At 68.0% G+C, this 22,985-nt stretch carries 24 protein-coding genes; 11 read left to right on the plus strand and 13 right to left on the minus strand.

The features are described 5' to 3' along the window. The first annotated feature begins 18 nt into the window (after nucleotides 1-18). From HOV91_RS04730 to HOV91_RS04755, 6 genes are all read left to right on the plus strand, one after another. On the plus strand, nucleotides 19-1,296 hold the full coding sequence (locus HOV91_RS04730) for a cytochrome P450 (protein WP_174184189.1): 1,278 nt from the start codon (nucleotides 19-21) through the stop codon (nucleotides 1,294-1,296). A gap of 41 nt (nucleotides 1,297-1,337) precedes the next feature. After that, a complete protein-coding gene (locus tag HOV91_RS04735) occupies nucleotides 1,338-2,174 on the plus strand; it encodes a mycofactocin-coupled SDR family oxidoreductase (RefSeq protein WP_174184190.1) in 837 nt (278 codons plus the stop codon). A 92-nt stretch (nucleotides 2,175-2,266) separates the two neighbouring features. Then, entirely contained in the window at nucleotides 2,267-3,151 is an 885-nt protein-coding gene (locus HOV91_RS04740; protein WP_174184191.1) for an LLM class flavin-dependent oxidoreductase, read from the plus strand. Between the two features lie 91 nt (nucleotides 3,152-3,242). Continuing rightward, complete coding sequence (locus HOV91_RS04745) at nucleotides 3,243-4,073, plus strand: acyl-CoA thioesterase (protein WP_246349839.1); 831 nt, start codon at nucleotides 3,243-3,245, stop codon at nucleotides 4,071-4,073. A gap of 31 nt (nucleotides 4,074-4,104) precedes the next feature. Then, nucleotides 4,105-4,527 carry a DUF427 domain-containing protein gene (locus HOV91_RS04750; RefSeq protein WP_174184193.1) on the plus strand — a complete coding sequence of 141 codons (423 nt, stop codon included), beginning with the start codon at nucleotides 4,105-4,107 and terminating at the stop codon, nucleotides 4,525-4,527. A 96-nt stretch (nucleotides 4,528-4,623) separates the two neighbouring features. Continuing rightward, entirely contained in the window at nucleotides 4,624-5,688 is a 1,065-nt protein-coding gene (locus HOV91_RS04755) for an NAD(P)H-dependent amine dehydrogenase family protein (RefSeq protein WP_174184194.1), read from the plus strand. Nucleotides 5,689-5,694: 6 nt separating this feature from the next. Here HOV91_RS04755 and HOV91_RS04760 read toward each other — a convergent pair whose 3' ends face one another. From HOV91_RS04760 to HOV91_RS04785, 6 genes are all read right to left on the minus strand, one after another. Beyond that, nucleotides 5,695-6,468, minus strand: a complete 774-nt coding sequence (locus HOV91_RS04760) for a PaaI family thioesterase (RefSeq protein WP_312884464.1) — start codon at nucleotides 6,466-6,468, stop codon at nucleotides 5,695-5,697. 171 nt (nucleotides 6,469-6,639) lie between these two features. Next, nucleotides 6,640-7,179, minus strand: coding sequence for a Zn-ribbon domain-containing OB-fold protein (locus tag HOV91_RS39710; RefSeq protein WP_312884465.1), 540 nt, complete (start codon nucleotides 7,177-7,179; stop codon nucleotides 6,640-6,642). Nucleotides 7,180-7,328: 149 nt separating this feature from the next. After that, complete coding sequence (locus HOV91_RS04770; RefSeq protein ID WP_312884466.1) at nucleotides 7,329-8,315, minus strand: LLM class flavin-dependent oxidoreductase; 987 nt, start codon at nucleotides 8,313-8,315, stop codon at nucleotides 7,329-7,331. Nucleotides 8,316-8,517: 202 nt separating this feature from the next. Next, nucleotides 8,518-8,784, minus strand: coding sequence for a cold shock domain-containing protein (locus HOV91_RS04775; protein ID WP_174184195.1), 267 nt, complete (start codon nucleotides 8,782-8,784; stop codon nucleotides 8,518-8,520). A gap of 19 nt (nucleotides 8,785-8,803) precedes the next feature. Then, nucleotides 8,804-8,962, minus strand: coding sequence for a hypothetical protein (locus HOV91_RS04780; protein ID WP_174184196.1), 159 nt, complete (start codon nucleotides 8,960-8,962; stop codon nucleotides 8,804-8,806). A gap of 114 nt (nucleotides 8,963-9,076) precedes the next feature. Further along, nucleotides 9,077-9,496 (minus strand): Hsp20/alpha crystallin family protein, encoded by a 420-nt coding sequence (locus HOV91_RS04785; RefSeq protein WP_174184197.1) that lies wholly within the window; start codon nucleotides 9,494-9,496, stop codon nucleotides 9,077-9,079. Nucleotides 9,497-9,641: 145 nt separating this feature from the next. Here HOV91_RS04785 and HOV91_RS04790 point away from each other — a divergent pair, with 145 nt between their 5' ends. Beyond that, nucleotides 9,642-9,995 (plus strand): MerR family transcriptional regulator, encoded by a 354-nt coding sequence (locus tag HOV91_RS04790; protein ID WP_174184198.1) that lies wholly within the window; start codon nucleotides 9,642-9,644, stop codon nucleotides 9,993-9,995. Between the two features lie 6 nt (nucleotides 9,996-10,001). Here HOV91_RS04790 and HOV91_RS04795 read toward each other — a convergent pair whose 3' ends face one another. From HOV91_RS04795 to HOV91_RS04820, 6 genes are all read right to left on the minus strand, one after another. Continuing rightward, the gene (locus tag HOV91_RS04795; protein WP_174184199.1) at nucleotides 10,002-10,421 is read right to left on the minus strand and encodes an ATP-binding protein; all 420 of its coding nucleotides are present in this window, start codon (nucleotides 10,419-10,421) and stop codon (nucleotides 10,002-10,004) included. A gap of 335 nt (nucleotides 10,422-10,756) precedes the next feature. After that, nucleotides 10,757-11,203, minus strand: a complete 447-nt coding sequence (locus HOV91_RS04800) for a response regulator (RefSeq protein WP_174184200.1) — start codon at nucleotides 11,201-11,203, stop codon at nucleotides 10,757-10,759. Then, nucleotides 11,200-12,825 (minus strand): sensor histidine kinase, encoded by a 1,626-nt coding sequence (locus HOV91_RS04805; RefSeq protein ID WP_174184201.1) that lies wholly within the window; start codon nucleotides 12,823-12,825, stop codon nucleotides 11,200-11,202. Before HOV91_RS04805 ends, HOV91_RS04800 begins: the two co-directional genes overlap by 4 nt. Continuing rightward, complete coding sequence (locus HOV91_RS04810) at nucleotides 12,822-14,030, minus strand: PP2C family protein-serine/threonine phosphatase (RefSeq protein ID WP_312884467.1); 1,209 nt, start codon at nucleotides 14,028-14,030, stop codon at nucleotides 12,822-12,824. Before HOV91_RS04810 ends, HOV91_RS04805 begins: the two co-directional genes overlap by 4 nt. A gap of 293 nt (nucleotides 14,031-14,323) precedes the next feature. Then, nucleotides 14,324-14,488, minus strand: coding sequence for a hypothetical protein (locus HOV91_RS04815; RefSeq protein ID WP_174184203.1), 165 nt, complete (start codon nucleotides 14,486-14,488; stop codon nucleotides 14,324-14,326). A 160-nt stretch (nucleotides 14,489-14,648) separates the two neighbouring features. Continuing rightward, entirely contained in the window at nucleotides 14,649-15,698 is a 1,050-nt protein-coding gene (locus tag HOV91_RS04820) for a fused (3R)-hydroxyacyl-ACP dehydratase subunits HadA/HadB (protein WP_174184204.1), read from the minus strand. A gap of 429 nt (nucleotides 15,699-16,127) precedes the next feature. On the opposite strand from HOV91_RS04820, the gene HOV91_RS04825 reads away from it, so the two are divergent. Together HOV91_RS04825 and HOV91_RS04830 are read left to right on the plus strand one after the other, a co-directional pair. Next, complete coding sequence (locus HOV91_RS04825) at nucleotides 16,128-17,648, plus strand: catalase (protein WP_174184205.1); 1,521 nt, start codon at nucleotides 16,128-16,130, stop codon at nucleotides 17,646-17,648. A 261-nt stretch (nucleotides 17,649-17,909) separates the two neighbouring features. Beyond that, the gene (locus HOV91_RS04830) at nucleotides 17,910-18,209 is read left to right on the plus strand and encodes a hypothetical protein (protein ID WP_174184206.1); all 300 of its coding nucleotides are present in this window, start codon (nucleotides 17,910-17,912) and stop codon (nucleotides 18,207-18,209) included. A 101-nt stretch (nucleotides 18,210-18,310) separates the two neighbouring features. Here the strand turns inward: HOV91_RS04830 and HOV91_RS04835 are convergent, their stop codons facing one another. After that, on the minus strand, nucleotides 18,311-19,759 hold the full coding sequence (locus HOV91_RS04835) for a hypothetical protein (RefSeq protein ID WP_174184207.1): 1,449 nt from the start codon (nucleotides 19,757-19,759) through the stop codon (nucleotides 18,311-18,313). Nucleotides 19,760-19,965: 206 nt separating this feature from the next. Between HOV91_RS04835 and HOV91_RS04840 the strand changes: the two genes are divergently transcribed. Continuing rightward, a complete protein-coding gene (locus HOV91_RS04840) occupies nucleotides 19,966-21,447 on the plus strand; it encodes a phospholipase D-like domain-containing protein (protein ID WP_174184208.1) in 1,482 nt (493 codons plus the stop codon). 207 nt (nucleotides 21,448-21,654) lie between these two features. Further along, complete coding sequence (locus HOV91_RS04845; RefSeq protein ID WP_174184209.1) at nucleotides 21,655-22,983, plus strand: hypothetical protein; 1,329 nt, start codon at nucleotides 21,655-21,657, stop codon at nucleotides 22,981-22,983. Nucleotides 22,984-22,985: the final 2 nt, after the last annotated feature.

The following is a 22,985-nucleotide window of genomic DNA, read 5'->3' on the forward strand; positions in this document are numbered from 1 at the left end:
CAATCAGGAGTGCTCCCCATGACTGACTTCGATTCGGTCGACTACTTCACCGATCCGGACGTCGTGCCGGATCCCCATCCGTATTTCGACCACCTGCGGGCCAAGTGCCCGGTGACCCAGGAATCGCGGTACGGGGTGTACGCGGTGACCGGGTACGAAGAGTCGACCGAGGTGCTGAAGAATTCGGAGGTCTTCTCCTCGGCGATCGCCGTGGGCGGCCCGTTCCCGCCGTTGCCGTTCGAAGTGCAGGGCGAGGACATCACCGAGTTGATCGAGCAGCACCGCAGTCGGTTGCCGATGTTCGAGCACATGGTGACGATGGACCCGCCGCAGCACACCTATGCCCGCTCGCTGCTGAATCGGTTGCTGACCCCGGCGCGCTTGAAGGAGAACGAGGATTTCATGTGGCGGTTGGCCGACCGCCAGCTCGACGAATTCCTGGAGCGCGGACGCTGTGAATTCCTCGCGGAGTACGCCAAACCGTTCTCGTTGCTGGTCGTGGCCGACATGCTGGGAGTGCCGGAGGAGGATCACGAGCAATTCCGCATCGTGCTGGGCGCCGAGCGTCCGGGCTCGCGGGTCGGCGCGCTGGACAAAGAGGTCGTGTCGAGCAATCCGCTGGAGTGGCTGGACGAGAAATTCAGCTCGTACATCAGCGATCGGCGGCGCGAGCCGCGCGACGACGTGCTGACCTCGCTCGCACTGGCGAAGTACCCGGACGGCTCCACACCGGAGGTCATCGATGTGGTGCGGTCGGCGACCTTCTTGTTCGCCGCCGGGCAGGAGACCACGGCGAAGTTGCTCGGCGCGTCCCTGCGGGTCCTGGGCGACCATCCCGAGGTGCAGGAGCGGCTGCGTGCCGATCGCAGTCTGATCCCGGTGTTCATCGAGGAGTCGCTGCGGCTGGATTCGCCGGTCAAGAGCGGTTTCCGGCTGGCCAAGCGCGCGACGACCATCGGCGAGGTCGACATTCCGGTGGGTTCGACGGTGATGTTCTGCCCCGGCGCCGCCAACCGGGATCCGCGGCGGTTCGAGAATCCGCACGAGTTCCGTCTGGACCGGCCGAATTTCCGTGAGCACATGGCGTTCGGCCGCGGCGTGCACTCCTGCCCCGGCGGGCCGCTGGCCCGCGTCGAAGGGCGCGTGTCGATCGAACGGATCCTGGACCGGATGCTCGACATCGCGATCGATGAGGAACGTCACGGCCCGGCGGGGGAGCGGCGCTACAGCTACGAGCCCACCTACATCCTGCGCGGGCTCACCGACCTCCACATCACCTTCACACCCAACCCCTGAGCGCCGGGCCGCCAAGCCCCGCACAACGAATAGAGGTAACCATGACCGGACGGGTCGAAGGAAAGGTCGCGTTCATCACCGGTGCGGCGCGCGGCCAAGGCCGCAGCCACGCGGTGCGGCTGGCGCAGGAAGGCGCCGACATCATCGCCGTCGACGTCTGCAAGCAACTCGACAACGTGCCCTTCCCGATGTCCACTCCCGAGGATCTGGCGACCACCGCCGATCTGGTCAAAGCCGAAGGCAGGCGGGTGTTCACCGCCGAGGTGGACGTGCGCGACTACGCGGCGTTGAAGAGCGCCCTCGACAGCGGGGTCGAGCAGCTCGGGCGGCTGGACGTCATCGTCGCGAACGCGGGGATCGGCAACGAGGGCGGGCAACTGCTCGACCTCGAGGAGAACCTGTGGGACGACATGATCGACGTCAACCTCGGTGGCGTGTGGAAGACCGTGAAGGCCGGCGCCCCGCATCTGATCGCCGGTGGCCGCGGTGGCTCGATCGTGCTCACCAGCTCCGTGGGCGGACTCAAGGCGTATCCCAACGTGGGGCACTACGTCGCCGCGAAGCACGGCGTGGTCGGCCTCATGCGCACCTTCGCGGTGGAGCTCGGGCACCATTCGATCCGGGTGAACTCGGTGCACCCGACCCACGTGAACACGCCGATGGTGATGAACGAGGGCACCTACAAGCTGTTCCGTCCCGACCTGGAGAACCCCGGGCCCGCCGATCTCGAACCGATCTGCCGGATGTTCCACACCCTGCCTGTCGCGTGGGTGGAGCCGGTCGACATCAGCAACGCGGTGCTCTATCTGGCCTCGGATGAATCCCGCTTCGTCACCGGTGTTCCGCTGCCGATCGACGCGGGCAGCATGCTCAAGTAGGCGGCGGTGCGGAACCGGTTCCCGGCCAGCGTCCGCAGCCGTCGGCGGAACCGGTTTCTCCGAACGCTCGGTCATCCCCCGGGAGAATCGGTATGCAGTACGGCCTGTGTGTGCCCTGTCTCGGCGAATTCGCCGCCCCGCGTTCTGTCGCCGATCTGGCACGGCGTGCCGAGGAGGCGGGGTGGGACGGTCTTTTCGTATGGGACCACGTGGTCTTTCCCTACGGAGCCGTCGAAGTCGCCGACCCCTGGGTACTGCTCACCCTGGTCGCGGACGCGACCGAGCGGATCCGGTTCGGCCCGTTGGTGACCCCGGTCGCGCGGCGGCGTCCTGGCACGCTGGCGCGGCAGACGACCACGCTGGACCGCCTCTCGCGCGGCCGCCTGGTGTTCGGCGCCGGGCTCGGCTTCACCCTGGAAGCCGAGTACGGCAGCTGGGGCGAACCGACCGAGCCGCAGGAGGTCGCCGCACGGCTGGACGAAGGACTGGCGCTGCTCACCGAACTCTGGTCCGGCGAGCACGTCGACTTCCGCGGCGCCCACCTCAGCGCCACCGACGTCACGTTCCTGCCGACCCCGGTGCAGCGTCCGCGGCCGCCGATCTGGATCGGCTGCAACTGGCCCAACCGCCTGCCGCTACGGCGTGCCGGCCGCTGGGACGGTGTCGCCCCGATGATCCTGGGTCCGGACGGCTCCTTCGGGCCGACACCGGAGATAGTCACCGAACTGATCGGCGCCCTGACCGAACATCGTACGGGCGCAGGTAATTTCGATGTCGTCATCACTGGACGAACGCCCGCCGACCGGCCCGGCGCGGCCGGTGCGACAGTCGGCGCCATCGCGGCGGCGGGAGCGACTTGGTGGCTGGAGGGCTTCCATCCCGGCCCTGGGCAGTACGAGGAGGCGCTGCGGCGGGTGACAGCGGGTCCGCCACGCGCGGACAACGCCCTCGGCGGTGACGCGCGGAAGCAGGAGTGAGATGACGCCCACCGAGCACGCTCGGATCGTCCCGCGTGACGACGTGATCAGCGCCCCGGCGCCCGATCCCGTCGCGTCCTCGGTGACGCGCATGCTGGAGATCTTCGACGTCGCACCTACCGGCCCGAACACCTTCGCCGGCGAGAGCGACGGCGGGTCGCGCAAGGTGGTCGACGGTACCCAACTCCTCGCCCAATCCGTCGTGGCGGCCGCGAAACGGCTGCCCGGCAAATCGATTCGGTCCGCGCATGCCGTTTTCACCCGGGTCGCGGACCCGGACGAACCCGTCGAATTCGTCGTCGACGTGACCCACGAGGGGCGTTCGATAGCCGCCGCGGCGGTGGCGGTGAATCAGAACGGCCGCCGCTGCGCTTCGGTTTCCCTGCTGGCCGATACACCGTCGCCGGACGTCATCCGGCATCACGCGCCCCGACCGGAGGTCGCCGGACCCGCCGAGTCGATCCCGGCCGACATGCCGATGGCGGGCCGCGAGTTGCGTATCGCCGGCGTCTCCGACGTGAACGATCCCGCCGAGGTCGGGCCGCCCGAACTGTCGGCGTGGCTGCGCTACGAACCGATTCCGGCTCGGGAAGATCTCGCGAAGGCCCTGCTCGCCCACTTCACCGGCCACCTGTCGGTGTCGGCGACGATGCGCGCGCACGCCGGTGTCGGCACCAGCCAGGCCCACCGCACGCTGTCGACGGCGGTCATGACCGTGACGGTGAGTTTCCACGAGCCCGCCACGTGGGACGGCTGGCTGCTCTACACCCACGAGAGCACACAGGTGGGTGCGGGCATGTCGTACGTCCGCGGCCAGGTGCACACCGAGGACGGGCGCTTGATCGCCTCGTTCACGCAGGAGGCGATGATCCGTCCGCTGCGCCGGGAGCACGCAGCGATTCCCGCGGATTCGCGGCTGTGAGACAACGAGAACCTGCGAGAGGGAGTTTCCGGTGGAAGAGCAGCGGGCAGCGGACGTCGAGCTCTCCGGTTTCGCGGCCAGGCCCGACTATCGCGTCGACATCCATCGCCGCCGCAACCTGGTGACGGCTCGGCTCGGCGACCGGCTCGTCGCGGAGACCACACGCCCCCTGCTCGTGGACGAACAGGACCACGGGCTGGTGTTCTATTTCCCGCGCGAGGATGTGCGGGTCGCGCTGCGTCGCGACGACGCGCGTAGCAGCCGATGCCCTTTCAAAGGGCAGGCGACCTACTGGCGATTCGATAGTGACGGCGACGCGGCCGTGTGCTGGAGCTATGACGACCCGATCCTCCAAGTGGCACGGCTACACGGCCATGTGGCGTTCTATCAGGACCGAGTGCAGGTCTGCGTCGGCGTGGCGACGCCCGCCGTGCTCGGCGTGCCATCCCGCTAGGTGCTGCTCAACCAGCGGCAGAGGGGGTGGAGAGTGATGTTCTCCAATCTGAGAATTTTCATTCCGAACAGTGCCGTCCCCGCTTATGCTGAGCGGGTGTCAAACACAGCTTCGTACCGGGTGGTTCAGTGGACGACCGGCAATGTCGGGAAGAGTTCGGTACGCGCGATCGTGGCGAACCCCGGGCTCGAACTCGTCGGTTGCTACGCGTGGTCGCCGGACAAGGTGGGACGCGATGTGGGCGAGCTGTGCGGTATCGAGCCGCTGGGCATCGCGGCCACCGACGACGTCGGCGCGCTGCTGGCGCTGCGTCCGGACTGTGTGGTGTACAACCCGATGTGGATCGACGTCGACGAACTGGTCCGCATCCTGTCCGCGGGCGTCGATGTCGTCGCGACCGCCTCGTTCATCACCGGCCACAACCAGGGGGAGGGGCGCGACCGGATCGCCGAGGCATGCCGCCGTGGCGGCTCGACCGTGTTCGGTTCGGGCATCAGCCCGGGGTACATCAATCTGCTGGCCATCTTGTCGGCGAGCATCTGCGACCGCGTCGACAAGGTGACCATCGATGAGGCCGCCGACACCACGTTCTACGACTCGCCGGAAACCGAGAAGCCGGTGGGATTCGGCAGGCCGATCGACGATCCCGGACTGCCCGCGATGACCGCGCACGGCACCGGCGTCTTCGGCGAGGCGGTGCGGCTGATCGGCGACGCGCTCGGCGTCGAGCTCGACGACGTGTGGTGCGTCGCGGAATACGCGCGGACCACGGCCGATCTCGACCTCGGATCGTGGACCATCCCGGCGGGATGCGTCGCGGGTGTCCACGCGAGCTGGAAGGGCCGGGTCGGGGACCGGACCGTCGTGGAGATCAATGTCCGCTGGCGCAAAGGCCAGACGCTCGAACCCGACTGGAAGATCGATCAGGACGGCTGGGTCTTGCGGGTCGACGGCCGCCCAACGGTGCGCAACGTCGTCAGCTTCCTGCCGCCACCGGATTTCCAGGCGGAGACGATCGCCGACTTCATGACCCTCGGGCACATCATGACCGCGATGCCGGTCATCAACGCCATTCCCGTCGTGGTCGCCGCCGCCCCCGGCATCATGACCTACAACGATCTGCCGCTCACCTTGCCCCGCGGCGTGGTGCGGCAGGGCTGAGCCGGTTCAGCCGCCGAAGATCCGGGCGGTGGCCAGAGTGGTGAGCCGGTTGTCGTTGCCGGTATCGCGCAGTTCCACCCGGCCCAGGCCCGCGTGCAGCCTGGCATCGGCGACCACCGGACCCACCCGGGCGCCGAGCAGATAGCGCAGCCCGAGGAAGCACAGGCTGTCGCCGGGGGCGAGTGAGAGTACGGCCTCCTCGGCCGCCAACGCGATCAGGCCGCCGTTGATGGTGTCGGAGGCGTTGAGCCCTTCCATCGATCGCGGGAGGACGACCGTTCCCGGGCCGATGCGTTCGCAGCGCGCTCGTTCGGCCAGCGGCATCGGCAGCCGCTCGCCCGTCGACGCCAATTCGACGCTCAGTCGCGGTGGGAGTTGCACATCCGGATCCGGCGCCACCATGAAGGAGGCGGCACTGAGGGCGATCGGCTCGGCGTCGACGCTGAACTCGACCTCGGCCACGAACACCGATCGTCCGACCTTCACCGTCCGTCCGACGGCGTGCACTTCACCCGCGCCGGGAGCGGGGCGGTAGAGGTTGACGTCGAGTTCCAGCGTGACCGGCACGCGCGGGGCCATCACCAGGGAGGCCAACAGGCCGGAAACGGTGTCGGCCCAGGTCGCGAGCACCGAAGTGCGAAGTGCGCCGGTGCCGGGGGCGTGCATCTCGGGAGTGATCCGGGCGCGACCGTGCAGCTCGTCGCCCACCCGGCGGGTCGCGAATCCCAGTTCCCGCAGGATGCGTCCGCGTTCCTCCAGGCTGCTCGGCACGATCGTCACGGGTCCTCCTGGATCGGCGCATGCGCCCGAGCTCACGGCCCCATGCTCCGGACGATGCGTAAATGTATTCTCGGGTATGAGAATACCGATCTCAAAATAACACGGCTCCGCGCTTCATTGTCGGCCCACGTGCTGCGATGGCGTTGGCGGAGCGGCGTGGCCGAGCAGCGGTCAGATGGTGGCCGCCTCGCTACGCGGATCGAGGAGTCGGGTTGGCGACGCGCCTGTCGGGGGATTGACGGCGAAGACCGGGAATCTGTCCCCACCTGGCCCTGCTCGAAATCGCACCCGCACCGGCATTGCGGCGGAGAGCGGCGGTTCGCCTTGAATCGTCGTGTACAGCCACGGTCCCTCGTCGAGTTCGACGATCGCGATCGTGGATCGCTTCGTCTCGGCGCGCGGGTTCGCGGCGCGTTGCAGCACTCGGCACGACACGATCGTCCCGGCTCCGGAGCTCGGAACCCACGCGAGATCGGTGGATCGGCAGGACGAACACGCGTCGAACAGCGGCGCGAGCAATCGTTCGCAGCCCTCGCAACGCCGAATCATCAGCGTTGCCCCGGTGCCGGCGGCGGGGTTGTCGCCGCTGTCTCGCGTGCGCTTCGGGTTGTCCTGGTACATGCAAGCCTCGGAGTGATCGTTGATGGAACCGACCACGCCAGCGTCTCGCGCACGCAGTGCGTCCCGCGACGGTCGATCGGCCGCGGGCATACCTATTTTTCACCACCGACGCCCGGCTCCTCGCCCGCAGCCGACCGGGGCCAGGCAGCGGAATGCCGCGACGACGTCGGCGATCGCGTCGAGAGCGAACTCGGTCGAGTCGGCGTCGCGGCGTCGGCAGACCGCGGGATCGCGGCCGCTCACAGCTGCGGCATGACCTCGGCGGCGAACAATTCCATCGTCGCTTCGGCCTGTTTCACGCCGACCATGAACACGAACGACGGGACACCGCGCTGCGCTCGTTCGCCCAGCCGGTCCACGAGCATGGCGGGAGTTCCGATGTAGCCGTCTTCGATGCCGTACGCCGCGGCGTCGAACCGGCGGTGCATGCGGGCCCGCAGTTCCGGCAGATCGCGTTCGTGGGCGGCCACCGCCAAGACGGCCTGGTGTGATCTGCGTATCTCGCTCGGGTTCCGGCCGATGCGGGCGCATTCGGTCTCCAGCACGCCGGTGAGCGATGTCCAGTCGCGCAGCCCGTAGGTGGGCATGTTCCATACGTCGGCATAGCGAGCGACCAGCGGGATGGTGTAGTTCGGTCCCGCGCCGCCGATGTGGATCGGGGGACGTGGGCGCTGAACCGGTTTCGGCGAATTGGGTATATCGCGCACCTGATAGTGGCGGCCCTCGAACGACGTGCGTTCCGAGGCGAACATCCGGGTGATGATCTCGAGCGCTTCACCGAGCCGCTCGGATCGCTCCGCGGCCGACCCCCAGGGCAAGCCCGCCTGCCGGTGTTCCTCGGGTACCGAACCACTGCCGAGGCCGAACTCCAGCCGTCCGCCGGAGATCAGATCGAGGGTGGTGGCCATCCGTGCCAGGAGCACCGGGTGCCGGAAGTTGTTGCACAGCACCAGCGTGCCGACGCGCAGGGTCGTGGTGTGTGCCAGCAGCGCGGTGGCGGTCGTCCATGCCTCGAGCGCCGGGTGGTCGGGGAGCCCGGGAGCGTAGAGGTGGTCGAACAGCCACAACGTGCCGAAGCCCGTGCGCTCGGCCGTGCTGGCGAGGCCGGACAGCGTCTCGTAATCCGGGACGATCTGGGGAACGTAGATCCCGAACTCCATGCCGCCGTGTGTTGCGGCTTTCCGGTGTGGCGTGACCGGACCGGGACCAGGGAAGTCCGCCGTCACGCGACCACCTCCGAGGTATTTGTGACCTTTGCGGCAATCCGGACACTACCGGACATTCATGTCCGGTCAAAGTACTGTCCCGAGCGGTGGTGGTCGCCCGCGAGATCCGGCCTGGCTGTCGCCCGCATGAGCTGTGCGCCCCTCCCGCATCGAGGTGACGGTTAGGTGTGCACAACGGCGGTTGGCGCTCGGTCCCCGCCCCCTATGGCCGAGGTCGAGCGTCCGGATGCAGGGGGCGCACCGCCGTGGCTTCGGGCCCCCGCTTGCGCAGGGTGGCGCGGAAGAGGACGGGTTGGCCCGCTTCCAGTGACTTGTAACCGGTGGTCTCGATGCTGGTGTACTCGACGAAGACCTGCGCGGGATGGTCGTCGGGCTGGAGGAATCCGAAGCCCTTCTCGATGTTGAACCAGACCACCGTGCCGCGGCGCCAGAACTCCGCCGCGGTGCGGTGCTGAGGTCGACCGTTCACGAACGGCTCGGGGTCGCGCTCACGCGGCGCCGCGCTGCGGATCGGGGTACATGATCCGGCGCCACCAGGCGTCGAGAGGGCTGGGGTCGGGCCAGACGACCGCGGCTTCGGATGCTGCTTCGGGGCCGGACTGCGCCGGTGCGAGCCGAACGTCGCGTGCTTCGGTTGGTGCCATCATCGGGTGCTCCATCAGGTGGTCCGTTCGCAAGAATAGCCTGTGGGCGATAACGCCTTCCCGCTTCAGCCGAGGCGGGCCCGGCCGGCGGGCCCGCCCGAGTGCAACGCGGCCGGGTCAGGCGTCGATCGCTCTGTGCCCGTTGCCGCGACCGACTTCGATCTTGCGCGGCTTGGCCTTCTCGGCGACGGGAATCGTCAGGCGGAGGACTCCGTCGGTGTAGTCGGCGCGGATATTGTCGGTGTCGAGGTTCTCGCCGAGGAACAATTGGCGGCTGAACTCGCCGCGGGAGCGTTCCGCGGCGATCATCTCGCGGCCGGCGTCGAGTTCGGGACGACGCGCACGCACCGTCACCACATTGCGCTCGATGTCCAGGTCCAGTGACTCGGCGTCGATTCCGGGCAGATCGAACTCCACGACGAACTCCTCGCCCTCGCGCCAGGCATCCATCGGCATCACCGCAGGATGTGCCTTCGTGCCGAACACCTGCTGCGTCAGACGGTCCAGATCGCGGAACGGATCGGTACGCATCAGCATGGTCGCCACCTCCACCTCACTCCATTCTCCGTAGTAGGGGCCAGATAACCTCTGTCATCTGGTACAGATTTTTTATAGCAGTGCGATAAGTTGAGCGCAAGGCGCTAAACTAGGAAATCTGTTGGGCGACGAGAAGTGAGGATGGATGGCGCAGGAGACGGGCGACTCGAGGCATCTGCCGGATCCCGGCCAGGCGGTGTACGGGATCTCGGTCGCGGCCGGGCTGGCGGGAATCGGCGTGCAGACGCTCAGACTCTACGAGCGCCACGGGTTGCTGACTCCCGCGCGCAGCGACGGAGGCACCCGCCGCTACAGCGGCAACGATCTGGCTCGGCTGCGGCGGATCACCGACTTGGTCGCGACCGGAGTGAATCTGGCGGGCATCCGCCGCATTCTCGACCTGGAGGATGCCAATGCCGATTTGCACGCCGACAACGACCGGCTACAGGCCGACAACGTCCGCCTGCGGGATGCGCAGGACAGCCGCGCCGAGTTCTGAGGTCGGTCACTCCGCAAAGCGTGTGCGCAGATCGACGACCGTCCCTGAATCGCCGGTGGTGACGCTGACCTGCGGAATGAGCGCGCGAATCAGTGGCATACCGCGCCCGCGCAGCGAATCGGCTCGCGCATCGGGTGGTTTCCAGCGCCCGCTGTCGGCAATGGTCACCCGGAGTTCGTCTCCGCTGATCGAGGCCCGCAAGCGGACCACGCCGCCATCCCCGCCGTGGCCGTGTTCCACGGCATTGGTACACGCCTCGCTGACGGCGAGCAGCACGTCGTAGGCCGGACCGGCCGCCATGCCGGAGTCGGTGAGCCATTCCTGCAACGCGTGCCGCACGCTCGACAAGTGGACGGCTTCGGCAGGGAAATCCAACTCCAGCGGCGTGACGGCGCTGGGTAGCGGGACCCGCTCGCCCGCGCTCACGACCGCGTACCAGCCGCCGGAGTCGTCGTGCGTCTGTCGCGGCCCGCTCTGTGTGTCGTCATGCCGTCCCAAAAGCGTCGATGCGCCGTCACCTCGTTACCTCCCTGTCGGGGATCGGTGCGCTGTATCCGCGCCACGCCGAGCACGCGGGCCGTCGTCAAGCTCGGCTGTCGTGTTCGCCGTGCGTATGCCATGCTCCCCGAAGCTATACCCAGTTGATCAATCGGCATTCACTTCCGCGGTTCCGGGGTGGGAACCCGGTCTCGCCGAGCGGTCGGCGAGACCGTAAAGCGTTGTGCCACAGTCGCTACAACGCCGTGGCGAGTCCGGGGGCGCTACTGGCTCTGCCGAGGGAGCCGGACGACCTGGACGAAGAAGTCGTCGATCTGCTTGATGGCGGCGACGAACTGGTCGAGGTCCACCGGCTTGGTGACGTAGGCGTTGGCGTGCAGCCGGTAGCTGCGCAGTATGTCCTCTTCGGCCGCCGAGGTGGTCAGCACCACCACCGGGATGTGCGACAGATCGGGATCGGCCTTGATCTTCTCCAGCACCTGCCTGCCGTCGTATTTGGGCAGGTTGAGGTCGAGCAGGATCAGGTCCGGCCGCGGCGCGTCCGGGTACGCGCCTTGGCGGTAGAGGAAGTCGAGGGCCTCCTCGCCGTCCCGGGCCACGTGCAGGGTGTTGCCGATCTTGTTGTCCTCGAACGCCTCTCGTGTCATCAGCTCGTCGCCCGGGTCGTCTTCGACGAGCAGGATGTCGATGGGCCTGCCGGGGTTGGTCATGCGGTGACTCCTTCTTGGACGGGGACGTCGGCGATCCGGGCGGCGCTGTCGGCTTCGGCGGTGCGCAGGGTGAAGCAGAAGCGGGTGCCCGCGGTGTACTCGGTGTCGATCCAGATCCGGCCGCCGTGGAATTCCACGATCTTCTTGCAGACGGCCAGTCCGATGCCGGTCCCGCTGTACTCCTCCCGATTGTGCAGGCGCTGGAAGATGACGAACACCTTCTCCGCGAATTCGGGCGCGATCCCGATGCCGTTGTCGGAGACCGACAGCAGCCAGCCGCTGCCGTGCTCGTCCTGCTCGCAGGTGATCTCGATCTCGGGGGTGCGGTCGGGCTCGCGGAATTTGATGGCGTTGGCGATCAGGTTCTGCCAGAGCATCGTCAGCAGCGTCGGATCGCCGAGGATCTCGGGCAGCTCGTCCGGGCGCCGGATGAGCGCATCGGTGTCGTCGATCGCCGCTGAGAGATTGGTCAGCGCCTTGTCCAGGGTCTGATCGAGGCCGGTCGGGTCGTTGCGATCGGTGATCCGGCCCACCCGGGAGAAGGTGAGCAGGTCGTTGATCAGTATCTGCATCCGCTTGGCGCCGTCCACGGCGAAGTCGATGTACTGCTTGCCGCGCTCGTCGAGCTGGTCGCCGTACCGCTTCTCCAGCAGCTGGCAGAACGCCGCCACCTTGCGCAGTGGCTCCTGCAGGTCGTGCGAGGCGACGTAGGCGAACTGCTCGAGCTCGGTGTTGGACCGGCGCAACTCCTCGGCCTGCAGGTCGAGATCGGTCTTCTGCTCGGCGAGCGCGGCTTCCTGGGCCCGCGAGGAACTCAGCTCGGTGACGATGCGGCGACGCATGCTCTCGACCGCGTGCGCGACGGTCGTGAGATCGGCCGGGCCGTGCGCGTCGATGTGGTGATCGAAGTCGCCGCCCGCGACCCGCAGCGACGCGTCCGTCAGGTAACTGAGCGGGCGGGCGACCAGGCGCCGCACCAGCACGGTCAGCAGTACGCCGGTGAGCAGGAACGCGATGACCATCCCGGCCAGCACGGCGTCCCGGACCGTGCGGGCGTGCGCGAGTTGCTCCTCGTCGTGCGCGATGGCCGCCGCGAGACTGGTGTTCTGGGTCTCGAAGCGTGCGCGGAGTTCGTCGAACAGCGGTTTACCGCGGTTGGAGGTGGCGGGGTCGATGCCACGCGTCGAGCCGGAGGCCAGCGCGGCGACGAGCGGCTCGGCGTACTCGGTGCGCCACCGCTGCGCGGCGGACTCGACGGCGTCGAGCTCGTCGAGCAGTTGTTGCCGGTCGGCCAGCAATTCGCGCAGACGGGCCACCGACTGGGCCTCGTCCCGGGTGCCGTCGCGGTAGGGCTGCAGGAACTGCGGGTCGGCGGTGATCCCGTAGCCGCGCAGACCGGTCTCCTGATCCACCAGTGCGCTCTGCAATCGATAGGCCTCCGCCGCCGCGGGCATGGACCTGTCCAGCAGCAGATCGGCCCCCCGGTTGGTCTGCGCGATCACCTGGGCTCCCGCCACGGTGCCGATGATCACCACCAGCACCATCGCGGCCAATACCAGCTGGAACCATGCCTGGGCGGTCAGCCGCGCGCTCAGCGGCGGCCGACCGATCTCGGTCGTCATCGCTTCTCGTCCTGTCCTCGATTGTCGCGATTCCACCTCAGATACAGGATCGCGACATCATCGTCCAAACCACCCGACGCGCCGGCCAGCGCCTCGACCCGTCCGATCAGCTCGTCGACGAACCAGTCGGGATCGGCGGCTCGCACGGCCCGCGCGACCTCCATCAGGCCCTCTTCGCCGAGCCGTTCCCGGTCCGTGCCGACGCGTCCCTCGAACAGCCCGTCGGTGAACACCATCAGCCCGGAGCCCAGCGGCAGTTCGAGCTCGTGGACGGGCCACTCGGCGCGTCCGGGCAGGAAGCCGAGCGCGGGCCCGCCGGGCACCTCCACCCAGGTCAGCCCGGAGGTCGAGCGCAGCAGCATCCCAGGGTGTCCGGCCCGCAGTACCTGCGCGCGGCGGTCGCCGGGATGCAGCATCAGGCTCGTGACCGTCGCGAAGGTCTGCCTGCGGGTGCGTTCGGCCAGGAGGACCTGTTCGAGCAGCCGCAGTTGCCGGGCGCCGGTCACCCCGCTCAGTACCAGCGTTCGCCAGGCCAGGCGCAACGCCACACCGGTCGCCGCCTCGTCCGGGCCGTGTCCGGACACGTCGCCGATGACGGCGTGCACGGTGCCGTCCGCGTCCTGCACTACGTCGTAGAAATCGCCACCCAGCAGGGAATGCGCCCGGCCAGGACGGTAGCGCGCCACGACGTCGACCACCCGCTCTTCGCGCAGCAGGGGGGTGGGCAGCAGGCCGCGTTCCAGCCGCGCGTTCTCCTGCGCGCGCATGTTGCTCGCCTGTAACGCTGCGCTGGTGCGCTCGGCCTGCTTGCGCTGGATCGCGTAGCGCACGGCGCGCCCGAACAGCTCGGGCTCGACCCGCCCTTTGACCAGGTAGTCCTGGGCTCCCGCCGCGACCGCGGCCAACCCGGTCTGCTCCTGATCGAGGCCGGTCATCACCACGATCGCGACCTGATCGGTGTGCTGGCGGATGCGATCCACCGCCTCGAGCCCCTGCGCGTCGGGCAGGTGCAGGTCCAGCAGCACGCAGTCCGGTTCCGCCGTGGCCAGGTGCTCGGCGGCCTCCGCCAGCGACCGGACCCAGTCCAGCCGTAGGCCGGGCGCGCCGTCCAAGACCAGTTCCTCCACCAGCAGCGCGTCTCCGGGGTCGTCCTCGACCAGCAGGACCGAAGGTTGCTGCCACGGCCAATCCGCGTTGACGATCACCTCGGGATCGTCGTCAGTCCCGTCACGCCGCACGGGCACCACCGGTCGCGGGTCCCATTGTGGCGGTGCGAATGCCGGCACTACTGCCGACGTCGGCCGACACCGACAACCCGGTCTCCGATCACCAAGGGGCGGCACAAGCGCACGCCCGACTGTCTCAGCGGCCGTTTGCTGGACCGCGAGGCAGCCAAGATCGTATCGGATCTTTTATCCGATCGAGACATGACGGCCTTGACCTGCGTGGGAGAAGAGACCGGCGATCAGGCCACCGGGAGCGGCCTGCGCCGCCGTGATCAGACCGTGGTGCCCGTCAGCGGCGCGAGGTCCCGCTCGTCGTCCCGCACCGCGCCGTCCCGGCGCGGTGAGCGGAGTTCCGCCAGGCTGCGTGCGACGACCGTGGCATGGACCGCGATGACGGCAAGGGAAACCGAGCCGATCACAGCAAGAAGCACAACCACGACAGATACCGGTCCTTTCGGGTGCGAGCGGGCCTGTTGCCCGCTCGATCGGGTGCCGAGTTCGAGTCCGCCGATCCGGCGGGCGCGCGCTCCGTCTCCAAGGTGCCCCGGCGTCTCCGGACCAAACTCACCGATTTCGCCGCCGCCGACGGGGAGGGGGTCACGCCAGGACGACCTCGGCCGTCGCGCGACCGAAGATCTTGCGTCCGTCGTGCTCGGCGGTGATCGCGATGGTGGCGGTGCGGGTGTCCGCGTCCAGCTGTTTCACCCGGCCCGAGAACGCGATATCGCCGCCGGTCACGCCGACGTGGACGGGATTGGTCAGCCGCACGTTGTAGGAGCGCAGGCCGGCGGGGTCGCCCAACCACGACGTGATGAGGTCCACACTGAGGCCGATGGTGTACATCCCCTGGGCGACGACGGTCTCCAGCCCCATCCGAGCGGCCGTCTCGGTGCTCCAGTGAATGGGGTTGGGGTCGCCCGCGACACCGGCGTAATTCACCAGATCGCCCCGCGTGACCGTGAGGGTGCGCGGCGGAAGCTCCGCCCCGGGGGCCACCGTGTCGAACCGCCGCAGCCGCGGGCCCGCCGGTGCGGTGCGGGTCTCGCTCACCGGTGCGGTGCCGTTTCCGACGTATCGCGGCCGCGGCGCCCGGCGGGCTCGGTGCGCTTCCGGGCCCGCGCCGTGCATCACCACCGCGTCGAACCACGCAGGGAGAGCCTCGTCGGACCGCCCGACCAGGCTGGTCCGGGACGTGAGGACGGGCCGCTCGTGCTGGTCCAGCATGGTTTGGCGCAGCCCGATGAGATCGCCGCCGAACGCGTGCCGGAACGAGTCGAGGCACATCTCGAAGCCGATCCGGTCGCCGGCCAGCAGCGGGCGGTGGAATTCGATCATCTGATCGGTCTGAATGGTCCGGCTCAGGTCATAGCCGGGCAGGATCGTGTCGAACACTTCGGCATAGGCGAGATACCCGGGCACGGCTCCGAAGGTGGGGGGAGCGAGCAGGCCGTCGTAGCCGAAATCAGCGGCGGCGTCCTCCGACCAATGCGCGGGATGGTGATTGCGCACCGCGCGGGCGTACTCGCGGATCTTCTCGCGCCCGACCTCGTAGTGATCGCCGCTGCGATACCGGCGCCCGACCATCGAGGCGGGAAGCGCGGCATCGGTCACTTCGTTCGCACCGGTTGTGGGAGGGGTTCTGGACATCGCGGGGGAATCTACCCAACGAAAGCCGGAATTCCGGTCAGCCCGCAACGCACGCCGTTTCGCGGCCGACGGCCGTCGCGAACAGGTCGCGTTCGCCGCCGCGCCGAGGTACTCCGGGTGCTGGTCGTCGACGCCGCGATACTCGGAAGAATCGGTCATCGGTCCCGCTCGCTACTCGACTCCACCGGTGGCCGCCCCGGTCAGCGGCAGTTTGAGGAAGATGCCCCTGGGAAGTCGATCGACAGAACCGACGGAAGGGCGGCATGTCCGGTCGGCGTGGATCGCGTTCATCGACCGTCGGTCCGGCATCGCGGCGACCGGCGGCAGACCTGCCCGAAGCACGTCGCGGTCACACACAGTGATGTCCTGCCGCTCGTCCCGACGGTTCGTCGCCGGGCTTTCCGCCCGTGCTCGGAGGAGAGGAGAGAGATGTCCGTTCCGAACCACACCACCGACGATGCCGGGATCCCGGTTCCCAGCGACGAGCATTCACTGACCGTCGGGCCGAATGGGCCGATCCTGCTGCAGGACTGGTATCTGATCGAGAAGATGGCGGCGTTCAACCGGGAACGGGTGCCCGAGCGTCAGCCGCACGCGAAGGGCGGCGGCGCGTTCGGCGTCTTCGAGGTGACCCACGACGTGAGCGCCTACACGATGGCCGAGGTGTTCCAACCGGGCAAGAAGACCGAGATGCTGGCGCGCTTCTCCACCGTGGCCGGCGAGCGCGGCAGCCCGGACACCTGGCGGGATCCGCGCGGGTTCGCCCTGAAGTTCTATACCGAGCAGGGCAACTTCGACATGGTCGCCAACAACACGCCGATCTTCTTCGTCCGCGACCCGATGAAATTCCAGGACTTCATCCGTTCCCAGAAGCGCCGCGCCGACAACAACTTGCGCGACCACGATATGCAGTGGGACTTCTGGACGCTCTCGCCCGAATCCGCCCACCAGGTCACCTGGCTGATGGGTGACCGCGGCATCCCGCGCACCTGGCGGCACATGAACGGCTATTCCAGTCACACCTACATGTGGGTGAACGCTTCCGGCGAACGGTTCTGGGTCAAGTACCACTTCAAGACCGATCAAGGCATCGAGTTCTTCACCCAGCACGAGGGCGATCAGATGGCCTCGATGGACACCGACTACCACACTCGCGATCTGTGGGAGTCGATCGAAGGCGGCGACTACCCGAGTTGGACGCTGAAGATGCAGATCATGCCGTTCGACGAGGCCAAGAACTACCGGTTCAATCCCTTCGACCTCACCAAGGTGTGGCCGCACGGCGACTATCCGCTGATCGACGTCGGCAAGATGACGCTCGACCGAAACCCGGCGGACTACCACACCGAGATCGAGCAAGCGGCCTTCGAGCCGAGCAATTCGGTGCCCGGCACCGGCCCGAGCCCGGACAAGATGCTGATGGCGCGCTGGTTCTCCTACCCCGACGCCCACCGGTATCGCATCGGCGCGAACTACAAAGAGCTTCCGGCCAATACGCCGCACGCCACCACCGTCCGGTCCTACAGCAAGGACGGTGCGCTGCGTCATCACAACCCGGGCGACCCGGTCTACGTGCCGAACTCGAAAGGCGGCCCGCACGCCGATCCCGCCGCCGCCGGTCCGACCGCGACCTGGTACGCCGACGGTGAACTCGTGCGCTCGGCTTACACCCTCCATCGGGACGACGACGATTGGGGTCAAGCGGGAACCATGGTCCGTGACGTCCTCGACGACGCGGCGCGCGAGCGGTTGGTGGACAACATTGTCGGGCACCTGCTCAACGGCGTCTCCGCGCCCGTGCTGGAGCGAGCGTTCGAGTATTGGCGCAACGTCGACAAGAATCTCGGCGACCGCGTCGAAGCCGGGGTGCGTGCGAAGCAGGGGGAACGCGATCCCAAGGCGGCCGCGCAAGCCAATCCGGCGCGTTCGTCGGCGCAGGCCAAAGCCTGAACGGGAGCGTCTGCCTCGCGTGCCCGCCGGCCACACGGGCAGGCGGGCACGCCCGCGCGCTGCGGCGGGGTTTTGTGATCCTTCTGTAACCACTCGTTGGCGTGTCCCGCTCGGGCCCTCCGATTTCCCTGCGCAACCATGACTGCCGGATGCAGTAAGCCGACAGCACCGTGGGGTATCGAATCGTTTCGAGGCTCGGTGATGTCCCTGTGGCATCGAATGGGTCGCACCGGGCCTGCCGACGGAGATCGGAGGACCGCTATGGCGTTCGACGCCGATGCTCGACCTGATCGCCCCTCGCACCGAGGTTCGTGGCATGTCATCGCGGCCGGGATCGTGGGTGCGACCGCCGCGGCGCTGCTCGGCGCCGTGCCCGCGGCCGCGCAGCCCGCATCGAGCAGGCCGTCCGATAGTCCGGTGGAGGTTCCCATACCCGGCGGATTCGAGGGTTTCTCCGGAATCCTGCGCTTCCTGCCGCCCGCGCCTCCACAGCCGCAGATGCCGCTCGGTCGGCCATTGCCCGATCGCGGGCCTCGGACCACGCAGACGACATACGGGTAGCACGAGTTCCGGTGGCTGGCCACCGGTCGCGGGCACCCGCGCCCGCCGCACGAGCGACGCCGCGTCCGCGCGTCGCCAGCACCCGGCCCGCGTCGCGCCGGTCACGAAACGTTGTGGCCACCATATTTTCGAGCTGCCCACAACACGCGCCGGGTAACTCGGTTCGGCGGGCTGGTCTCCAGCCGCTGCCACCACTTCGGCAGCATCCGGCGACTGCTCAGGCCGTGTTGTCGCTGCGGAGACAGCACGGTCGGCCGAGCGGGTTCGCGCCGTGGAACGGCGCGGAGGACGAGGCCGATCGCGCAGCCGACCGCGATGGCGAATGCCGCCCAACCCGAACCGGAGGCCACGGTGACGGGACCCCAGTCACCGAGGTACCGCGGCGGAACCATCGTCCAGTCGAAGGATTCGGTGCGGACCGGCGCCACGGTCGACGGCCGCCACAGCACCGCGATCGCCAGGATGCTGCCCGCGGTTCGTGGCTGGACGAAGGCCGAGCAGTACCCCGCGACGACGGCGAGCGCGGCCGTGGTGAAGTTGCGCATGTCCTCGGCCGCGGCGACGGTGGCGAGCAGTGCGACAGCCGCGAGCAACCCGGCGCCGACGAGAGGATTCGAGGATCGGGGCCGGGCCGACGGATTCCATGTCCGGGTTCCGGCCAGATACCCCAGCACGATCAGCCCTAGCAGCAGCGGCACGCTCCAGGCCGGTCGCGGCCCGCTGCCCACCGCGCTGCCGGTGGCGCTGAGCGCGACCGCGAGGTAGATCGTGATCCCGTCCCGGCGCGGCAGCAACCATGCCGCGACGGTCGTGGCCAGCAGGGTGCACAGTGCCGTCACCAGAAGCTCGATGCCGCCGTCGCCGTGCCGGACGCGCCACTGCGCGACGGCCAGTTCGGTCATCACGAGCACGATCGCGGCGATCACGGGGCTGAGCGGCAGTTCCGGGTAGATCGGTTCCGGCGTGAACCGCTGCCGCGTGACCAGCTGACACGTCAGAATCAGCACGACGACCGCCGCGAGCAACCAGACCGGCTGCGTCCCGAACACCGACCACACGTGCGGTTCGGACGTCGCCCGATGCGGATTGCCCAGCAGACCCGAGGCCTGTGAGAGCGTGATGACGACGAAACAGCCCACACCGCCGAGGACGAAACCGGTCGCGGGCACGCGTCTGCCGAGTACCGCCACGCCCGTCGCGCCGAGCAGGATTCCGCTGCCGATCGCATCGAGGTATGCCGCGGTCGTCAAGATGTCCGGTGAGGCGCTGTGCGCCTCGATGGTGTGGGTGATCAACAGCAGCAGTGTGGCCGCCAGCGCGATCCACCACGCGGTACGCGAACGGGCCAGACTCACCGCCACCACGGCTGTGACCGCCGCCACCAGCACCCCGATCGTCGCCTCGCGTGGCACGCTGAGGACCAACCGGTTCACCTGATAGGGCGTGCAAAGGCAGGTCCGGCCGTAGCTGAGCGGCACCACCAGCAGCAGCCCGGCCACCGCGGTAGCCAGGAACGCCGTGCCGCCCTCCAGTGCTTCACTTCGTCGCACCACTTCACAGTCGTACCCAACTGGGACGAACCGAACATCGCGCCATCGCCTGCCGCCGAAACTGGCCGATGGTGAGGTCGCGGACCCGCACGAAGAACGGAATCGTGGGGTGACAAGCCCCACCGAAAAGGTCTGCGACCGCGCAGTACTGTGATTCGTTCAGCTACTGGACGGGTGTCCGGGCTGGACGGGAGATCTGACTACACATGAGCGACGAGCAACACATCCTCACCCCCGGCGAAACTTGCTGGCAGATCGCCCGGGCCGATCGGCTGGCGTGCATCGTGGATGCGGCGGACTACTTCCGCCATGCCAAGTCCGCGATGTTGCAGGCCCGCAAGCGCATCGTGCTGATCGGCTGGGACTTCGATACCCGGATCAAGTTCGAACCGCAGGAGAAGACCCTCGAAGGACCCAATCGTCTGGGGAGGTTCCTGTCCTGGCTGCCGAAACAGCGACCGGATCTCGACATCTATCTGCTGAAGTGGAATGTCGGTGCGCTCGCGGCGATCGGCCGTGGGATGACACCGATCTTCATCGTCAATTGGCTGACCGATCGGCGGTTGCACTTGGAAATGGACGGCGCGCACCCGATCGGTTCGGCGCACCATCAGAAGATCGTGGTGATCGATGACGCGCTCGCGTTCTGCGGTGGTATCGACATGACCGTCGATCGCTGGGACACCAGCGACCATCGGGACGACAACCACTACCGAACCGAGCCGAATGGCAACCGGTACGGACCGTGGCACGACGCGACCACCGCCGTCGACGGCGCCGCGGCGAGGGCGATCGGCGAATTGGCCTGTGCACGGTGGAAGGCGGCGACGGGACAGCAATTGGCCCCGCTCGACGAGATCGCCGGTGACGCGCCGTGGCCGGAGGGGCTGGAGCCGACGATGCGGTCTGTGGATGTGGGTATCGCGCGGACATTCCCCGAACTCGCCGACCGCGCCGAGGTCCGGGAGATCGAGGCGTTGTATCTGGCGGCGATCGCGGGCGCCAGGCGGTCGCTGTACATCGAGAGCCAGTACCTGGCCTCGCGCACGCTCGCCGAGGCGATCGCCGCGCGGTTGCGCGAGCCGAACGGTCCGGAGGTCGTGCTGGTGCTGCCACGCCACGCCGACGGCTGGCTCGAGCAACAGGCGATGGATGGGGCCCGCCGCCGCTTACTGCATCTGTTGTGGAAGGCCGATACCGAGAATCGGCTCGGCGTCTACTACCCGGTCACCGAGGCCGGTGCGCCGATCTATGTCCACGCCAAGGTGCTGGTGATGGATGATCGGCTGCTGCGGGTGGGATCGTCGAACCTGAACAACCGTTCGATGGGCTTCGACACCGAATGCGATCTGGCCGTCGAGGTCACCCCCGCCACCGCGGACGGTGACCTGCTGCGGGACACCATCCTCGGTATCCGGCGCCAGCTGATCTGCGAACATCTCGATGCCGAACCCGCGAGATTCGACGCCGCACTCGCCGAGACGTCGTCGCTTCTGCGCACCGTGGAGACGTTGCGCGGCAACGGCCGGACCCTGGTGCGGTTCGAGCCGGAGACCGTCGAGGACGAGGACAGCCCGCTCGCGGAGAACGAACTGATGGATCCCGAACGCACGCCGCCGAGCCTGTGGGATAACCGATTGCTCAGCCGGGGTATCCGCAGACTGAAGACAGCGGGGGCGGTGCGCTGATACGTAGCCGACCGCATAGCCGTAGGAAGCAGCCAACCTGAATGCGGCACCCCGGGTGCTTCGCCATGGATCTCCATGGTCGCGTTCGATTTCGGATTGTGGCAACCTTGCCCGGAATGCGTTGCGCTCCATTTGTCCTGAACTCCGCGTGCCGAACCGGCATGGATGCCGAAAAGGGCCACATCTGCTCTGATAGATTCCGGCGGCATGGGGTACAAGATCGGCTCCGCGCGAGTCGCTGCGGCCGACCGGAGCCCGGCATCACGTCGGACCGTCTCGGGGACGATTTATGTTGCCGTCGCGGCTCTGCTCACGCTGGTGATCCTCGTCCCCCAGGTGCGTCTGTATCAGGATGAGCAGCCACGCACCGATGTCATCGCCCAATTACGGTTTCTGCGTGACGAATTGGGATCGGGGCTCGGCGAGGAGATGCAGGGCATGTTCCCCGAGGGATATTTCTTTTCGTACGCCTTGTACGGGTTGGCGTGGGCTGATGTCGCGCGCGGCGACACGACGTATCGGGACGAGGCGCTCCGGGAGGCACGCTGGGCTCTGGATCGCTTGAGTTCGCCTTCTGGCCGTGCGGTTTTCGATGCGCGGCTGCGTCCGGCATACGGGGTGTTCTATGTCGGATGGTCCAGCCGGCTGCGCGGGGCCGTGATCGAACTCGCCGGCGCCGGCGCGCCGGAGACGGCGCAATTCATCGCGGATTGCGAGGCACTCGCGTCGGCATTCGGCACGGAGGGACCGTTTCTCGCGGCGTATCCGGGTCAGGCATGGCCGGTCGACAATGTGGTGGCTGTGTCCGCGTTGCGGTTGCACGATCGGATCGTCGGGTCGCGTTTCGAGCCGGTGATCGCCGAATGGCTCACCTCGGCTCGCGCGCAGCTGGACCCGGCGACCGGCCTACTGCCGCATCGAGCGACACCCGTGCTGGAAGGCGCGCGCGGCTCGTCACAATCGATGATCCAGCGGTTCCTGCCCGAGATCGACCCCGTGTGGGCCGCTCAGCAGTACAGCACATTCCGTCGACTCTTCGTCGACACCCCGCTCGGCCTGCCAGGGGTGCGAGAGTATCCGCACGGCCGCAGCGGCGCGGGCGATGTGGATTCCGGGCCGCTCATTCTCGGTGTCAGCGCCTCGGCTACGGTGGTCACGATCGGCGCCGCTCGGGTGCACGGCGATCGCCTCCTCGCCGGTCCACTCACCGGACTCGGCGAGAGCCTGGGCATTCCAGTCACTCTGGGCAACGCCAAACGCTACGGCTTAGGCGCCCTCCCCATCGGAGACGCCTTCCTGGCCTGGTCCTTCGCCGTACCGCTCGCATCCACCGCCACGTCGTTCCCGCCGGTGGTCCCATGGTGGTGGCGGACACCCTGGCATGCGCTCGCGCTGACGGTCCTCACCCTGCTCTGGTACCCGCTAGCCCGCGGGCTCGTTCGGCGAGTGCGCGCGGGTCAGCGGGGCCCTCGGCCATTCGCCAGCTGCCGGTCTGATCCGAGCGGTGATCTGGAAGCCGACGGTCCACACGTATAGCG

The organism is Nocardia barduliensis (assembly GCF_013315795.1).
In the GTDB taxonomy this organism is placed as follows: domain Bacteria; phylum Actinomycetota; class Actinomycetes; order Mycobacteriales; family Mycobacteriaceae; genus Nocardia; species Nocardia barduliensis.

Excerpts from the sequence above, each read along its gene's own strand:
- HOV91_RS04730 (WP_174184189.1), top strand. The coding sequence starts at position 19 with ATGACTGACTTCGATTCGGTCGACTACTTCACCGATCCGGACGTCGTG.
- HOV91_RS04735 (WP_174184190.1), top strand. The coding sequence starts at position 1,338 with ATGACCGGACGGGTCGAAGGAAAGGTCGCGTTCATCACCGGTGCGGCG.
- HOV91_RS04740 (WP_174184191.1), top strand. The coding sequence starts at position 2,267 with ATGCAGTACGGCCTGTGTGTGCCCTGTCTCGGCGAATTCGCCGCCCCG.
- HOV91_RS04745 (WP_246349839.1), top strand. The coding sequence starts at position 3,243 with ATGCTGGAGATCTTCGACGTCGCACCTACCGGCCCGAACACCTTCGCC.
- HOV91_RS39710 (WP_312884465.1), bottom strand. The coding sequence starts at position 7,179 with ATGCCCGCGGCCGATCGACCGTCGCGGGACGCACTGCGTGCGCGAGAC.
- HOV91_RS04780 (WP_174184196.1), bottom strand. The coding sequence starts at position 8,962 with ATGATGGCACCAACCGAAGCACGCGACGTTCGGCTCGCACCGGCGCAG.
- HOV91_RS04785 (WP_174184197.1), bottom strand. The coding sequence starts at position 9,496 with ATGCTGATGCGTACCGATCCGTTCCGCGATCTGGACCGTCTGACGCAG.
- HOV91_RS04790 (WP_174184198.1), top strand. The coding sequence starts at position 9,642 with ATGGCGCAGGAGACGGGCGACTCGAGGCATCTGCCGGATCCCGGCCAG.
- HOV91_RS04800 (WP_174184200.1), bottom strand. The coding sequence starts at position 11,203 with ATGACCAACCCCGGCAGGCCCATCGACATCCTGCTCGTCGAAGACGAC.
- HOV91_RS04805 (WP_174184201.1), bottom strand. The coding sequence starts at position 12,825 with ATGACGACCGAGATCGGTCGGCCGCCGCTGAGCGCGCGGCTGACCGCC.
- HOV91_RS04820 (WP_174184204.1), bottom strand. The coding sequence starts at position 15,698 with ATGTCCAGAACCCCTCCCACAACCGGTGCGAACGAAGTGACCGATGCC.
- HOV91_RS04825 (WP_174184205.1), top strand. The coding sequence starts at position 16,128 with ATGTCCGTTCCGAACCACACCACCGACGATGCCGGGATCCCGGTTCCC.
- HOV91_RS04830 (WP_174184206.1), top strand. The coding sequence starts at position 17,910 with ATGGCGTTCGACGCCGATGCTCGACCTGATCGCCCCTCGCACCGAGGT.
- HOV91_RS04840 (WP_174184208.1), top strand. The coding sequence starts at position 19,966 with ATGAGCGACGAGCAACACATCCTCACCCCCGGCGAAACTTGCTGGCAG.
- HOV91_RS04845 (WP_174184209.1), top strand. The coding sequence starts at position 21,655 with ATGGGGTACAAGATCGGCTCCGCGCGAGTCGCTGCGGCCGACCGGAGC.